Annotated in this window: 11 protein-coding genes; 9 read left to right on the top strand and 2 right to left on the bottom strand. The window is 68.5% G+C overall.

The features are described from left to right. The first annotated feature begins 85 nt into the window (after window positions 1–85). Entirely contained in the window at window positions 86–1,972 is a 1,887-nt protein-coding gene (locus CAL12_RS01550) for a copper resistance system multicopper oxidase (RefSeq protein WP_086067612.1), read from the top strand. Beyond that, window positions 1,969–2,772, top strand: coding sequence for a copper resistance protein B (locus tag CAL12_RS01545; protein ID WP_086062872.1), 804 nt, complete (start codon window positions 1,969–1,971; stop codon window positions 2,770–2,772). Before CAL12_RS01550 ends, CAL12_RS01545 begins: the two co-directional genes overlap by 4 nt. A gap of 10 nt (window positions 2,773–2,782) precedes the next feature. Here CAL12_RS01545 and CAL12_RS01540 read toward each other — a convergent pair whose 3' ends face one another. Together CAL12_RS01540 and CAL12_RS01535 are read right to left on the bottom strand one after the other, a co-directional pair. After that, entirely contained in the window at window positions 2,783–3,562 is a 780-nt protein-coding gene (locus CAL12_RS01540) for a GntR family transcriptional regulator (protein WP_086062871.1), read from the bottom strand. Further along, on the bottom strand, window positions 3,559–4,458 hold the full coding sequence (locus CAL12_RS01535; RefSeq protein WP_086062870.1) for a polysaccharide deacetylase family protein: 900 nt from the start codon (window positions 4,456–4,458) through the stop codon (window positions 3,559–3,561). The genes CAL12_RS01540 and CAL12_RS01535 overlap by 4 nt, the downstream gene beginning before the upstream one ends. Before the next feature lie 343 nt (window positions 4,459–4,801). Here CAL12_RS01535 and CAL12_RS01530 point away from each other — a divergent pair, with 343 nt between their 5' ends. The 7 genes from CAL12_RS01530 (at window position 4,802) to CAL12_RS01500 (ending at window position 14,065) form a co-directional block, all read left to right on the top strand. Continuing rightward, window positions 4,802–5,989, top strand: coding sequence for an ABC transporter substrate-binding protein (locus CAL12_RS01530; protein WP_086062869.1), 1,188 nt, complete (start codon window positions 4,802–4,804; stop codon window positions 5,987–5,989). A 28-nt stretch (window positions 5,990–6,017) separates the two neighbouring features. Beyond that, the gene (locus CAL12_RS01525; RefSeq protein ID WP_086062868.1) at window positions 6,018–6,896 is read left to right on the top strand and encodes a branched-chain amino acid ABC transporter permease; all 879 of its coding nucleotides are present in this window, start codon (window positions 6,018–6,020) and stop codon (window positions 6,894–6,896) included. Then, window positions 6,893–9,424: a branched-chain amino acid ABC transporter ATP-binding protein/permease gene (locus tag CAL12_RS01520; protein WP_086062867.1), complete on the top strand. Its 2,532-nt coding sequence runs from the start codon at window positions 6,893–6,895 to the stop codon at window positions 9,422–9,424. Before CAL12_RS01525 ends, CAL12_RS01520 begins: the two co-directional genes overlap by 4 nt. A 19-nt stretch (window positions 9,425–9,443) precedes the next feature. Further along, a complete protein-coding gene (locus CAL12_RS01515; RefSeq protein ID WP_086062866.1) occupies window positions 9,444–10,175 on the top strand; it encodes an SDR family oxidoreductase in 732 nt (243 codons plus the stop codon). A 49-nt stretch (window positions 10,176–10,224) separates the two neighbouring features. After that, window positions 10,225–11,226 (top strand): isopenicillin N synthase family dioxygenase, encoded by a 1,002-nt coding sequence (locus CAL12_RS01510; RefSeq protein WP_086062865.1) that lies wholly within the window; start codon window positions 10,225–10,227, stop codon window positions 11,224–11,226. Between the two features lie 151 nt (window positions 11,227–11,377). After that, window positions 11,378–12,388 carry a Bug family tripartite tricarboxylate transporter substrate binding protein gene (locus tag CAL12_RS01505; protein WP_232464667.1) on the top strand — a complete coding sequence of 337 codons (1,011 nt, stop codon included), beginning with the start codon at window positions 11,378–11,380 and terminating at the stop codon, window positions 12,386–12,388. A gap of 69 nt (window positions 12,389–12,457) precedes the next feature. Next, window positions 12,458–14,065, top strand: coding sequence for a gamma-glutamyltransferase family protein (locus CAL12_RS01500; RefSeq protein WP_086062864.1), 1,608 nt, complete (start codon window positions 12,458–12,460; stop codon window positions 14,063–14,065). Window positions 14,066–14,069: the final 4 nt, after the last annotated feature.

Here is a 14,069-nt window from a genome sequence, read left to right as displayed (position 1 = left end):
GGTATTGACCTTCCAACGTGGGAATGTTCTATGGTGGCGCGATTCCATGATGGCGCAGTTTCGCCTGGACGGCGAGAGGATGAACATGACCGAGGCTGTATCCCGCGGCCGGCGACGCTTCGTCACCGGCCTGGCGGCAGGGGGAATCGTCGCGACGGCCGGGGGCTGGCAGCCGGCGCACGCCGCGACGGGCACCGCCCAGGCGGCCGGCGCGCCCGTGCTGACCGGCACGGAATTCGCGCTGGACGTCGCCGAAACCGCGGTGAACTACACCGGCGCGGCACGCATGGCCACCACGGTCAACGGCCTGCTGCCCGGCCCCGTCCTGCGCTGGCGCGAAGGCGACACCGTCACCCTGCACGTGCGCAACCGCCTGAGCGTTGCCACCTCCATCCACTGGCATGGCATCCTGCTGCCATCGGCCATGGACGGGGTGCCCGGACTCAGCTTCGCCGGAATCGCGCCAGGATCGACGTTCACCTACCGGTTTCCGGTGCGGCAGAGCGGCACCTACTGGTATCACAGCCATTCCGGCTTCCAGGAACAGACTGGCCTGTACGGCGCCCTGGTCATCGATCCGGCCGAGCCGGATCCCATCCATGCCGATCGCGACTACACGGTCCTGCTGTCCGATTGGACGGACGAGGACCCGATGCGGATCTTCCACAAGCTGAAGTCCATGCCGGACTACTACAACCGCAACCAGCCGACGCTGCAGTCGCTGGCGCGGCGGGCGCGCGGCGAAGGCTGGGGACCCGCGCTGGCGGACCAAATGATGTGGCAGCGCATGCGCATGCGTTCGACCGACCTGGCGGACGTGTCCGGTTCGACCTACACCTACCTGGTCAACGGCACGACGCCGTCGGGCAACTGGACCGCGCTGTTCCAGCCCGGCGAACGTGTGCGGCTGCGCATCATCAACGGGTCGGCGATGACCTACTTCGACGTGCGCATCCCGGGCCTGAAGCTGACGGTGGTCGGCGCCGACGGCCAGGCGGTTCAACCGGTGACGGTCGACGAATTCCGCATCGGCGTGGCCGAGACCTACGACGTCATCGTCGAACCGCGCGAGGAGCGCGCCTACACGGTGTTCGCGCAGTCCATGGATCGCTCCGGCTATGCGCGCGCCACGCTCGCGCCCCGGCATGGCATGCAGGCCAATATCCCCCCGGTCGATCCGGTGCAGCCCCTGACCATGATGGACATGGGCATGCGGCACGACATGGCCGGCATGCAGCCGGCCGCCAGTGGCGGGGATATGGGCGGGATGGACATGTCCGGCGACGAGATGGACATGTCGGACGACGACACCCAGGCGTCGGACGGCGGGATGCAGATGTCGCACGATGGCATGCAGATGTCGCACGGCGCGATGCACATGCCCCGGCAACACGCGGACATGCCGGCCGACGCGCATGCGGGGCACGGCGCCGCGACCGGCGGCATGGTCGAGGCGCGCCACCCCTACGCGACCGAGCATGGCGTGTCCAACGCCATGCTGCCGGACATGGTCTCCACCCGGCTCGACGACCCCGGACCCGGCCTGCGCGACAACGGCCGCGTGGTGCTGACCTACGCGAACCTGCGGTCGATCGCCGCACCGGGCGGCGACGTCCCACCGACACGCGAAATCGAACTGCACCTGACCGGCAACATGGACCGCTACATGTGGTCCTTCAATGGCGTCGCGTTCACCGATGCCCGCCCCATCGTGCTGAAACACGGCGAACGGGTGCGCTTCGTCCTCGTCAACGACACCATGATGACGCACCCCATCCACCTGCACGGACTGTGGAGCGACCTGGAATCCCCGGACGGCGCGTTCCAGGTGCGCAAGCACACGATCAGCCTGAATCCGGCCCAGCGGATCACCTACCGCGTCAGCGCGGATACGCGTGGCAACTGGGCCTACCACTGCCATCTGCTTTACCACATGGAAGCGGGCATGTTCCGCGCGGTGGTGGTCGCATGACCGCGCACATGCGCCGAAAGGGCGCGGCGCGGGCCCTGGCTTTGGTCCTGGCATCCATGGCCATCGCGGGGGCCGCGATGGCCGCGCCACCGGTCGGCTCGCTGCCGTCGAGCGACGGCGGTACGGACGCCGCGTACACGTCCTACGGTATCGCCCCGCACATGATGGACGATGCGATCACCACGCATCTCGACATGGAAAAACTGGAATTCGCCCACGACCGCGACGCCCGCAACGGCCTGCGTTGGGATGGCGAATTCTGGGCTGGCACCGACCGCGACAAACTCTGGTTGAAAAGCGAAGGCGAGCACGAAGGCGGCGACACCGCGGGCCGCGCCGAAGCCTACTGGAGCCACGCCGTATCGCCCTTCTGGGACCTGCAACTGGGCGCGCGGCACGATTTCGGCGGCGGCCCGGCGCGTACCTGGATGGGCGTCGGCGTGGAGGGCACCGCCCCCTATGGCATCGAAACGGAATTGACCGCCTATGTCGGCGCCAGCGGGCGGACCGCGCTGGCGCTGAAGGCGCAGTACGACCTGCTGCTGACCCAGCGCCTGATCCTGACGCCGGAAGTGGAAGCCAACGCCTACGGCAGGAACGACGCCCGCCGCGATATCGGCAACGGCCTGTCGGACGCCACCGTGTCCCTGCGCCTGCGCTATGAAATCACCCGCGAGGTCGCGCCCTATATCGGCATCTCGTTCGGCCGCAAGTTCGGCGACACGGCGCGCTACGCCCAAGCGGATGGCGACAGCCGTTCCGACCGCGCCCTGCTCGCGGGCGTGCGCATCCGCTTCTAGGCGCGGCGCATCAGCCCAGGCCGAGCATGTCCGCCAGGCTGCTGGACCCGGTTTCCTGCACGATGTTGATGTGCGCTTCCAGGTCGCGCAGATGCTGGTCCATCGCGCGCACCGCGGCGGCGACTTCGCCGCCTTCGATCAGGTCCACCACGTGCTCGTGCTCGTCATGCTCGCAGGTGGCGTTGCCGGGCGGCTGGTAGACGGCCACCACCAGCGCACAGCGCGATACCGTTTCCAGCAGATAGCGTTGCAGCAGGGGATTGCGCGACAGCTCGGCCAGCTTGGTGTGAAAGGCGCTGGCCAGCAGCGCCCACTGCGCCTGGCCGCTGTGGTGCAGTGCCTGGTGTTCCTGCCGCAGATGGCGCCGTAGCATCGCGTAGTCGGCACGCGTGGCATGGCGGGCGACCAGCGGGACGATGGCCGCCTCCAGCGCGCGCCGGGCTTCGAACAGCTTGCCCACTTCTTCCGGCGTGGGCAAGGCCACCACCGCGCCGCGATTGGGCCGCAGTTCAACGACGTGGTCCCGCGCCAGCCGCTGCAGCACACGCTGCACCAGCGAACGTCCCACGCCGAACAGCTCGCAGAGGGCGGCTTCCGGCAGCTTGGTGCCGGGTTTCAGCCGTTGCCCCAGCACGCTTTGCAGCACGGCCTGGTAGATGCGCTCTTCGCCGTCGCCGCCGGCCACCGCCTGCCTGGCGGCGGACTTCGCGGCGACCAGGCGGCCGGGGCGTACTTTCGGCCGGCCCCTGGGCCGGGTGGTGGCGGTGGTTTTCCTGGTCGCGGTGGTCATGAGAGCGCATCGACGTGGCGGCAGATCGCGCCCGGCGTGGTGATCCAGATATCGCCGTCGTCGCGCGCGCGGGCGATGTGCGCCAGCGCCCTGCGCAGATGCAGCAGCCGATAAGGCTGGCCTACCAGATAGGGATGCAGCGCGATGCCCATGACCAGCGGCTGCCGGCGCGACTGTCGCCGCATCTCGTCGAAATTGTCGATGATGATCTGGGCGAAGTCCTTGGCATCCATCTGCCGCGCGATGATCATCGGTATATCGTTCAATTCCTGCGGATACGGGATGGACCAGAAAGGCTGGCCGCCGCGCGTGCGCATGCGCACGGGCTGGTCGTCGTGCGCCCAGTTCAAGGTATAGCGGTAGCCCGTTTCCGCCAGCAGATCGGTGGTGACGCGCGATTCCGCGATCCACGGCGACAGCCAGCCGTCCGCGCGGCCGCCCAGCGCGGCGATGCGATCGCGGCAATGTTCCAGCAGCGCGCGTTCTTCGGCTTCCGGCAGCTTGCTCTGGTGGTCCGAGTTGGTGTGGCCGTGGCCGATCAGCTCGTCGCCGCGCCGCACGCAGGCCTCTATCAGTCCGCCGCAATGATCGAAGACGGACGTGTTGGCGATGATGCCGGCGGGAAAGCCGAGCTCCTCGAACAGCTCCAGGCAGCGCCAGGCGCCCACGCGATTGCCGTACTCGCGCCACGAATAGTTCAGCACATCCGGTTCGGCCAGCGCGGCGCCCAGGCGGGCGCCCAGGCCTTCGCCGAACGCGAAATGTTCGATATTGAAGCCCAGGTACACCGCCAGGCGCGCCCCGCCCGGCCAGGCGTAGTCCGCCCGCTGGTGGATGGGCGAGTAATCGAAGCGGTCATGCGTGGCGAGTTTTTCGAAGCGGGAAACCGTCGTCATCGTGGGAACCTTTGGCTTGCGGGCGGTGCGGGTACGCGTGCGAGTGTGCCATCGCGCAGGCAATGCGACACGCCGGTGCGCCATGCACGAAAAGCGTCATTTTTCGCACCGGATTGACGCACCGCGTTGGCCCAAACCCCCGGAAAACCGGCTGCGCCAGCGTCGCGGCACGCTGCGACATTATCTCCAATCGCAGATTTTTTGCCGACAAAAATTAATGGCGATCGCCAACAAAAATTAAAACGTGTCGACGGGACGACATCGCGGCCATGTTGGCATGGATGTTGCATTGATCCTGCACACGCCAGCCACGCCACGTGCCAACGCAGCCACAGGGGAAACCATGATCCGCTCATCCCGCCGTACGTTCACCACCGCCACCGCCGCCCTCATGCTGGGCCTCGGATGGATGTCCGCCACCCGCGCCGCCGAGCCCATCAAGGTCGGCCTGGTCGCCGCGCTGTCGGGCCAGTCCGCGTTGTCGGGCGAAGCCATCACCCGCGGCCTGCAGACCGCCATCGACGAGATCAATGCGCAGGGCGGCCTGCTGGGCGGCCGCCAGCTGGTGCTGGTGCGGCGCGACGACGAATCCAATCCCGCCAAGGGCGTGACCGCGGCGCGTGAACTGATCTATCGCGAGAAGGTCGCCGTGTTCTTCGGCGGTATCGATACACCCGTTGCCCTGGCCATCGCGCCCCTGGCCAACCAGGCCAAGGTGCCCTTCATGAATCCGTGGGCGGCGGGCACCGCCATCACCCGCAACGGTGCCGATCCCAACTATGTGTTCCGTGTGTCGGCGGTGGACGAACTGGTCGACAAGGGCATGGTGGCCTATGCGCAGAAGACCTTCCAGACCACGAAGTTCGGCCTGCTCATGATCAACAATCCATGGGGCGAATCGAACCAGAAGGGCCTGGTCGCGGCGCTCAAGGCAAAAGGCATGGAGCCGGTCGGCAGCGAGAAATTCGAGGCCACCGACGTCGACATCGTGCCCCAGCTCACGCGCCTGAAGGCCGCCGGCGCCGACACCATCGTGCTGGTCGCCAACGTCGGTCCGGCCGCGCAGGTGGTCAAGTCCATGGACCGCATGGGCTGGAAAGTGCCGGTGGTCTCGCACTGGGGCGTGGCGGGCGGCCGCTTCACCGAATTGGGCGGTCCCAACGCGAGCAACGTCCATTTCGTGCAGACCTACAGCTTCTACGGCAAGCTGTCGCCGGTCGGCGACCAGGTCGTCAAGGAGTTGAAGGCCAAGTATCCAGACATCAAGCAACCCGGCGACATCACGCCGGCGGTCGGCGTGGCCAACGCCTACGACGGCATGCGCCTGACCGCGCTGGCCATCGCCAAGGCCGGCTCGACCGATGGCGACGCGATACGCAAGGGCTATTACGCCATCGATACCTATCAAGGCCTGATCAAGACCTACTCCCATCCCTTCAGCCCCACGCAGCACGACGCCCTGTCGGAAACCGACTACGTCTGGGCGCAGTTCATCGACAACCGCATCGTGCCGGTCGGCATGAAGCCCTGATCGATACGACGCCGACACGGAACCCGCGATGCAGCTGATATCGGCGCTCATCACTGGCCTGAGCCTGGGCAGCATGTACGGCGTGGTGGCGCTGGGCTTTACCATGACCTACGCGGTGTCCGGCACGGTCAATTTCGCGCAGGGCAGCTCGGTGATGCTGGGGGCGGTGCTGTGCTTCGCCTTCTCGCAATCGGCCGGCCTGCCGATGTGGCTGGCCGTGCTGCTGGCGCTGGCGGTCTGCGCCGCATACGGCATGGCGGTGGAAGCGCTGGCCGTGCGGCCATTCGCCAGCAGGGGTTCCAACGCCTGGCTGATGTCCACGGTGGCGCTGGGCATCGTGCTCGACAACCTCGTCATGCATACCTTCGGCAAGGAACCGCGCAGCCTGCCTTCGCCCCTGGTGGGCCGGCAGATCGAGCTGGGCGGCGTCGGGCTGGGGGTCTATGCGCTGCACCTGGTCATTCCCGCCATCGGCCTGGCCATGGCGGCCGCGCTGCACGTGGTGTCGCGCCGCACGCGCTGGGGCAAGGCGCTACTGGCGGTGGCGCAGAACCGCGATGCCGCGCGCCTGATGGGCATTCCCATCCGCCGCACGATCACCGCGTCCTTTGCGCTATCGACCTGTTTCGCCGGGATCGCCGGCATCCTGATCGCCCCGCTGTTCAACGTCAGCGCGGAAATGGGCACGCTGTTCGGCATCAAGGCCTTCGCCGTCGCCATACTGGGCGGCATCGGCAGCGCCTGGGGCGTCATGGTGGCGGGCCTGCTGTTCGGCGTGGCCGAAGCGCTGATCGTCACCTACATCGGGTCCGGCTACACCCAGATCATCACCTTCGGCCTGGTCATCGTGCTGCTGGCGATGCGGCCCGACGGCCTGCTCGGGCAGGCGGGAGTGCGCAAGGTATGAAGCGCGCCGCCATTCCCAGCGCCGTGCTGCTCACGGTGCTCTGCCTGGTGCTTGCCGCCACGCTGAACAGCTACTACGTGTTCGTCCTGGCCAACGTCGCGCTGATCGCCATCGTCGGCATCGGCCTGAACGTGCTGCTGGGACTGACCGGCCAGGTGTCCTTCGGCCACGTCGGTTTCTATGCGCTGGGCGCGTACACCGTCGCGGTACTGACGACGCACGCCGGCTGGAGCTTCTGGCCCGCGTGGATCGCCGGCGCGCTGTTGTCGGCGGCCGCGGGCGCGCTGCTGGCGTTGCCGGCGCTGCGCGTCAAGGGGCCTTACCTGGCGATGATCACCATCGCCTTCAGCTTCATCGTGCAGCACGCGATCGTCGAAATGCCGGCGTTGACGGGCGGCCAGAACGGCATCATGGGCATACCGCCGCTGGTGCTGGGCGGCTTCGCGCCGGAGCAGTCGGTGGCGATGGTGGCCATCGTCGCGGTGTTGCTGCTGCTGGTCGCGTACGCGACCTTGTCGGGCGGCAGCTGGGGCGCCGCCATGCGGGCCATCATGGACAGCGAGACCGCCGCCGAATCGGTCGGGCTGAACCCGCTGGTCATCAAGACCGTGGCATTCGCGGTGTCCGCCGCGCTGGCGGGGCTGGCGGGCGGCCTGTTCGCCCCCCTGTCCGGCTTCGTCACGCCGGACACCTTCAGCTTCATGCAATCCATCCTGTTCGTGCTGGTGGTCGTCATCGGCGGCGCCGGCACGGTGGCCGGCCCCATCGCCGGGGCCATCATCGTCGGCATCCTGCCGGAAGTGCTGGCGTCGCTGGAGTCGTACCGCCTGCTGTTCTTCGGCGCCTTGCTGCTGGTGGTGCTGTGGCTGGCGCCCGAAGGCATCATCGGCCTGGCGGGCCGCTGGCTGCGCCCGCGCCCTCGCTTGCACGATGCCGATGAAGACAGCCGGGACGACGTGGATGGGGCCGCCCTGGAAGGGGCCGCCCTGGATGGGGCGGCGCTGCTGCAGGCGCGCCCGCGCCGTGTCCTGCGCGCGCAGGCCCTGGGGATGACCTTCGGCGGCGTGCGGGCGGTCAGCGGACTGGACGTGGACGTGGCGCCCGCCCAGGTGACTTCGCTGATCGGCCCCAACGGCGCCGGCAAGACCACCGCGCTGAACATGCTGAGCGGCTTCTACGTGCCCAGCACCGGCCGCATCACGCTGGACGGCGGCGAACTCCAGGGCCTGCCCGCGTTCCGCATCGCCCGCCGCGGCATATCCCGCACGTACCAGACGTCGCAGCTGTTCGGCAGCCTGAGCGTGCTGCGCAACGTGACGCTGGCGATGTCGCGCGGCCGGCTGGGCGGCCTGCTGTCCGGCGGCGCGCATGCCGACGCCGCGCGGCGCCGCCAGGCCCGCGCGCTGCTGGCGTTCTGCGGCTATCGCGGCGATCCGGACGCGCCCGCCGCCGGCCTGGCACACGTGGATCGGCGCCTGGTGGAAATCGCCCGCGCCCTGGCGATGGATCCGGACGTGCTGCTGCTGGACGAACCCGCCGCCGGCCTCAGCCGCGAAGACAAGGAAAACCTGGCCGCGCTGCTGCGGCGCATCGCCGACGCGGGCCCCAGCGTCGTGGTGGTCGAGCACGACATGGCGCTGGTGATGGGCATTTCCGATCGCATCGTCGTGCTGGATGCCGGACGCCGCCTGGCACTGGGCACGCCCGCGCAAATCCAGGCCGACCCGGCGGTGCGCCAGGCCTACCTGGGCGAGCAGGCGCAGCAGGCCGGCGCCGCGTCATCGACGGCCGCCGCGCCGCCGCGCATCGGCGGCCATGAGGTCTTGGGCATCGGCGAACTCGTCGCGGGCTATGGCGCGGATCCGGTGCTGCACGGCATCGACCTGCAGGTCCGCGAAGGCGAAATGGTGGCGCTGCTGGGCGCCAACGGCGCCGGCAAATCTACCTTGATGCGCACGCTGGCCGGCCTGCATCGCGCCAGCGCGGGCGGCCTGCATTTCGAGGGGCAACCGCTGAACACGCTGGACGCCGAAGCCATCGTCAAGCTCGGCGTCGTGCTGGTGCCGGAGGGGCGGCAGGTCTTTCCGGACCTGTCCGTGCTGGACAACATCCGGCTGGGCGCCTTCCTGCATCCGCGCGACAGCGAGACGCGCGTGCAGGAAATGCTGGACCGCTTCCCGCGCCTGCGCGAACGGCTGGGACAACGCGCCGGCCTGCTGTCCGGCGGCGAACAGCAGATGCTGGCGCTGGCGCGCGGCCTGATGGCGCAACCGCGCCTGCTGCTGCTGGACGAGCCGTCGCTGGGCCTGGCGCCCAAGATCATCGCCGAACTATTCGAGTCCCTGGACGCGCTGCGCCGCGAACGCATGACGCTGTTGCTGGTGGACCAGATGGCCGGCCTGGCGCTGTCGCTGGCCGACCGCGCCTATGTGATGGAAGGCGGCCGCATCGTCGCGCAGGGCAGCGCCGCCGACATCGCGGCCAACGAGATGCTCGCGCGCGCCTACCTGGGCGCCGCCGCCAACTGAACCACAAGGACCACGCCACATGAATGACCTGCGAGGCAAGCGTATCGCCGTACTCGGCGGCAGCACCGGCATCGGCCTGGCCACCGCCATGCTGGCGGCGGCCGCGGACGCCCACGTCCTGATCGCTGGCCGATCGGCCGGCAAGCTGGCGGACGCGCGGGCCAGGCATCCGGCCATCGCGGAAAGCGACGCGCTGGACCTGACCGATGCAGCGGCGGTAGAGCGGTTCTTCGCCAGCCACGGCGACTGGGACCACGTGGTGGTCTGCGGATCGCAGACCCGCACCGGGCCTGTTCGCGATACGGGTGGCGCGGGCGGCCTGCCGCTGGACGACGCCTACGACGCCATGCGCAGCAAATTCTGGAGCGCCTACCATGCCGCGCGCGCCTGCCGCATCCGCCGCGGCGGTTCGCTGACCCTGGTATCGGGCGTCTTCAGCGTGCGCCCCGACCGCAATGCCGTACTGCAAGGCGCCATCAACGCCGCGCTGGAAGGCCTGATGCGTGGCCTGGCGCTGGAAATGGCACCGATACGCGTCAACGCGATCTCGCCCAGCGTCACCGACACGCCGCTCTGGAACAAGCTCGACGACGCGCAGCGCCGGCGCAAGTTCGAATCCTATGCCGCGCACGTCCCGCTCAGGCACGTGGCCCAGCCCGACGCGGTGGCGCGCGCCATCCTGGCGGTGGCAGGCAATCCCGCCATCACGGGCTCGACGCTGCTGGTGGATTGCGGCGACGCCATCGCGTGACGCCCGCGCCATCCTCGCCCGGACCCTACATACCCTGGAGCCGTCTCCCATGAACAAGCTTCTGCACGTCCCTGTCATCGATATCTCCCGTTTCTCGTCGGGCAGCGAGGCCGACAAGCAGGCCATCGCCCGGTCGGTCGACCAGGCCTGCCGCGATATCGGTTTCCTGATCATCTCCGGCCACGGCATCGATGCCGGCTTGATGGACCGCATGCGCGACGTGTCGCGGCGCTTCTTCGACCTGCCGCTGGCGCGCAAGATGGAGGTTGTGCGTCCCGGCATGGACGTCGCGCGCGGCTACATCGGCATGGAAGACGAATCGGTGGGCCGTTCGCGCGACGCCAGTGCCAAGGCCGGCGATCTCAACGAAAGCCTGATGATCGGCCCGGTCGACATGCCCGACGCCGGCTACGCGCACGCGCCCGCCGCCGGCAAGCATTTCGCGCCCAACATATGGCCCGACGAACCCGCCGACCTGCGCGCGACCTGGACGGAGTACTACCGCGCCATGGGCGATCTGGCGCGCACGCTGATGCGGATCTTCGCGATGGCGCTCGAGCTGGACGAACACTATTTCGACGACAAGGTCGACCGCCACATCAGCCGTCTGCGGCTACGCAACTACCCCGCGCAGGAAACGCCGCCGCAGCCCGGCCAGATCCGCGCCGGCGCGCATTCCGACTACGGCAGCCTGACCATCCTGGCCACCGAAGACCGGCCCGGCGGCCTGCAGGTGTTCAATGCGGAAGGGCAATGGGTGGATGTGCCCATCGTGCCGGATTGCTTCATCATCAATATCGGCGACCTGATGGCGCGCTGGACCAACGACCGCTGGGTCTCGACCCTGCACCGCGTGGTGAACCCGCCGCTGGACGCCAAGGCGGAAAGCCGGCGCCAGTCCATCGTGTTCTTCCATAACCCGAATTACGACGCGCGCATCGAATGCCTGCCGACCTGCGCGCGCGCCGACGTGCCGGCCAAGTATCCGCCCACGACGTCCGGCGAACATCTGCGCGCCATGTTCGTGGCGACGCAGAACGCCACGATGTAGGCGCGCGTCGACGCGCGGCACGCCCGGGCGCCGCCGCGCGCCCGAAAAATGGCATGGGTATTGCTTATGCCTGGATGCCGTTTTTTCGCACGTCGCCGTGCCCCCATTGCGTCCGCCGGCGGCGGACGCGCCCTATCTGGAAAGACCACGCATGCATAAATCGACATCCGCCCCCTCGCCCCGGCAACTGGCCTACCGCCTGCTGGGCATGCTGGCCCTGACGCTGGGCCTGCTTGCCGCGCACATCGGCGCCGCGCGCGCGGCCTACCCCGACCACGCCATCCAGGTGATCATCTCCTTCCCGCCGGCCGGCGCCACGGATGTGCTGGCCCGCGCCATCGGCCAGAAGCTGTCCGCCGAGCTCAAGCAGTCCGTCATCGTCGAGAACCGGCCCGGCGCCGGCGGCGCCATCGGCATCCAGGCCGCCGCCAAGGCACCCGCCGACGGCTACACGCTGTACTTCGCCGCCGTGACCAATGTGGCCGTAGCCGCCGCGCTGTACCCGAACTGGCCGGCCGACCTGAACAAGGACTTCAAGCCCATCGCCGGGGTCGGCATCGTCCCGCACATCCTGGTCGTGCCGGAAACCTTGCCCGTAAACAACGTGGGCGAACTGGTGTCCTATCTGAAGGCCAAGCCCGGCCAGTACAACTTCGCATCGCAAGGCACCGGCACCCTGTCGCACCTGGAGGCCGAACTCTTCGCCCTGAAGACCGGCGTCAAGGTCACGCACATTCCCTACAAGGGCAGCGGCCAGGCCTTGCCCGAGCTCGTGACCGGCTCGTCCAGCTTCATGTTCGACAGCATTCCCGGCTCCATGGCGCTGGTCCAGGCCAAGAAACTGAAGGTGCTCGCGGTAGCGTCCGGCTCGCGCGTCGGCCTGCTGCCCGACGTACCCACCATGAAGGAAGCCGGCATCTCCGGCGTGCAGGCCGACAACCTGTTCGGATTCGTGGCCCCCAAGGGCACGCCGCAAGCCGCCATCGACACCATCGCGCAAGCGCTGCAGAAGGTGCTGGCCATGCCGGAACTGAAAGCCGCCATGGTGTCACAGGGCGCCGAACTGATCTACACGCCCGCCGCGCCGTTCGCCGACGCCGTCGCCAAGGAGCACAAGACCTGGTCGGACGTGGTCAAGGAAGCGAACATCTCCATCCAGTGATGCGGCTTTGCGCGCGGGCGGATCAGCGCTATAAGCATGGCTTCCTCCCCAAACAGCAGGCACTTCCCGATGACGACGTTCGGCCCCGAGTTCTGGTCCTTTCCCTACACCTCGCAGCGCATGCCGGTCCTGGCGGAAAACGTCGTCAGCACCTCCCAGCCCCTGGCGGCCAGCGCCGGACTGAGCATGCTGATGCGCGGCGGCAACGCGATGGATGCCGCACTGGCGACCGCCATCGCGCTCACGGTGGTGGAGCCCTGCATGAACGGCATCGGCGGCGACGCCTTCGCCATCATCTGGGACGGCAAGGAACTGCACGGCCTGAATGCCAGCGGCCGCGCGCCCGCCGCCTGGACGCCGGACCGCTTCGCGCATCTGGACAGCATGCCGTTCCGCGGCTGGGACGCCGTGACGGTCCCGGGCGCGGTGTCGGCCTGGCGCGCCACCAGCGAGCGCTTCGGTTCGCTGCCTTTCGAAGACCTGTTCGAACCCGCCATCCGCCTCGCGCGAGACGGCTACCTGGTTTCGCCCACGGTGCAGCGGCAATGGCAGGCGCAGGTGCCGGGACTGGTCTCGCAACCCGGCTACGCCGACGCCTTCGCACCGAACGGCCGCGCGCCGCTGCCGGGCGAACGCTTCTCGTGCCCCGGCCAGGCCGAAACGCTGGAGAAAATCGCCCGCACCAAGGGCGACGCCTTCTATCACGGTGAACTGGCGGCCGCGATCGCGGCCCATGCCCGCAACACGGGTGGCAGCATCACCGAAGCCGATCTTGCCGCACACCGGGCCGATTGGGTCGAACCCATCCGCATGAAATACCGCGACGTCGAACTCGTGGAAATCGGCCCCAACGGCCAGGGCATAGGCGCGCTGATGGCGCTCGGCATGCTCGACGCCCTGGACCTGGGTTCGCTGCCGGTGGATTCCGCGGCCAGCGTGCATTTGCAGCTGGAAGCCATCAAGCTGGCGTTCGCGGATATGTATGCCCACGTGGGCGACCCCGCATCCATGACGGAGATCACCGCCGCGCACCTGCTCGACCGCGATTACCTGGCGCGCCGCGCCCGCGCCATCGATCCGCGCCGCGCCTCCTATCCCGGCCAGGGCAATCCGCACGGCGGCGGCACCGTCTACCTGACCGCCGCCGACCGCAACGGCATGATGGTGTCGTTCATCCAATCGAATTTCAAGGGCTTCGGCTCCGGCGTGGTGGTGCCCGGCACGGGCATCGCCCTGCACAACCGCGGCTGGGGCTTCAGCACGCGCGCCGGGCACCCCAACCAGGTCGGACCCGGCAAGCGGCCCTTCCACACCATCATCCCCGGCTTCGTCATGCGCGGCGACCAGCCGCTGATGACCCTGGGCCTGATGGGCGGCTCCATGCAGGCGCAGGGCCACACGCAGGTGCTCTGCCGCCTGGCCGACTACGGCCAGAACCCGCAGGCCGCCAGCGACGCGCCGCGCTTCCGCATCAAGGACGACAACCGCGGCGTGGCGATGGAATGGAACACGCCAGCGGAAACGCTGCAGGGCTTGAAGGACATGGGCCACGACATCACGCAGTCACCGCGCTTCGACACGGAATTCGGCTGCGCGCAGATGGCGATGCGGCTGGAAAGCGGCGGCTACCTGGCGGCGTCGGACCATCGCAAGGATGGGTACGCGGTGGGGTGGTGATGCC

Origin of the sequence: Bordetella genomosp. 8 (genome assembly GCF_002119685.1) — a bacterium.
Lineage (GTDB): Bacteria > Pseudomonadota > Gammaproteobacteria > Burkholderiales > Burkholderiaceae_B > Bordetella_C.
This window is presented reverse-complemented; position numbering and strand designations above follow the sequence as displayed.

Coding starts and splice junctions, on each gene's coding strand:
- CAL12_RS01550 (WP_086067612.1), top strand. CDS start 86: ATGACCGAGGCTGTATCCCGCGGCCGGCGACGCTTCGTCACCGGCCTG.
- CAL12_RS01545 (WP_086062872.1), top strand. CDS start 1,969: ATGACCGCGCACATGCGCCGAAAGGGCGCGGCGCGGGCCCTGGCTTTG.
- CAL12_RS01540 (WP_086062871.1), bottom strand. CDS start 3,562: ATGACCACCGCGACCAGGAAAACCACCGCCACCACCCGGCCCAGGGGC.
- CAL12_RS01535 (WP_086062870.1), bottom strand. CDS start 4,458: ATGACGACGGTTTCCCGCTTCGAAAAACTCGCCACGCATGACCGCTTC.
- CAL12_RS01530 (WP_086062869.1), top strand. CDS start 4,802: ATGATCCGCTCATCCCGCCGTACGTTCACCACCGCCACCGCCGCCCTC.
- CAL12_RS01525 (WP_086062868.1), top strand. CDS start 6,018: ATGCAGCTGATATCGGCGCTCATCACTGGCCTGAGCCTGGGCAGCATG.
- CAL12_RS01520 (WP_086062867.1), top strand. CDS start 6,893: ATGAAGCGCGCCGCCATTCCCAGCGCCGTGCTGCTCACGGTGCTCTGC.
- CAL12_RS01515 (WP_086062866.1), top strand. CDS start 9,444: ATGAATGACCTGCGAGGCAAGCGTATCGCCGTACTCGGCGGCAGCACC.
- CAL12_RS01510 (WP_086062865.1), top strand. CDS start 10,225: ATGAACAAGCTTCTGCACGTCCCTGTCATCGATATCTCCCGTTTCTCG.
- CAL12_RS01505 (WP_232464667.1), top strand. CDS start 11,378: ATGCATAAATCGACATCCGCCCCCTCGCCCCGGCAACTGGCCTACCGC.
- CAL12_RS01500 (WP_086062864.1), top strand. CDS start 12,458: ATGACGACGTTCGGCCCCGAGTTCTGGTCCTTTCCCTACACCTCGCAG.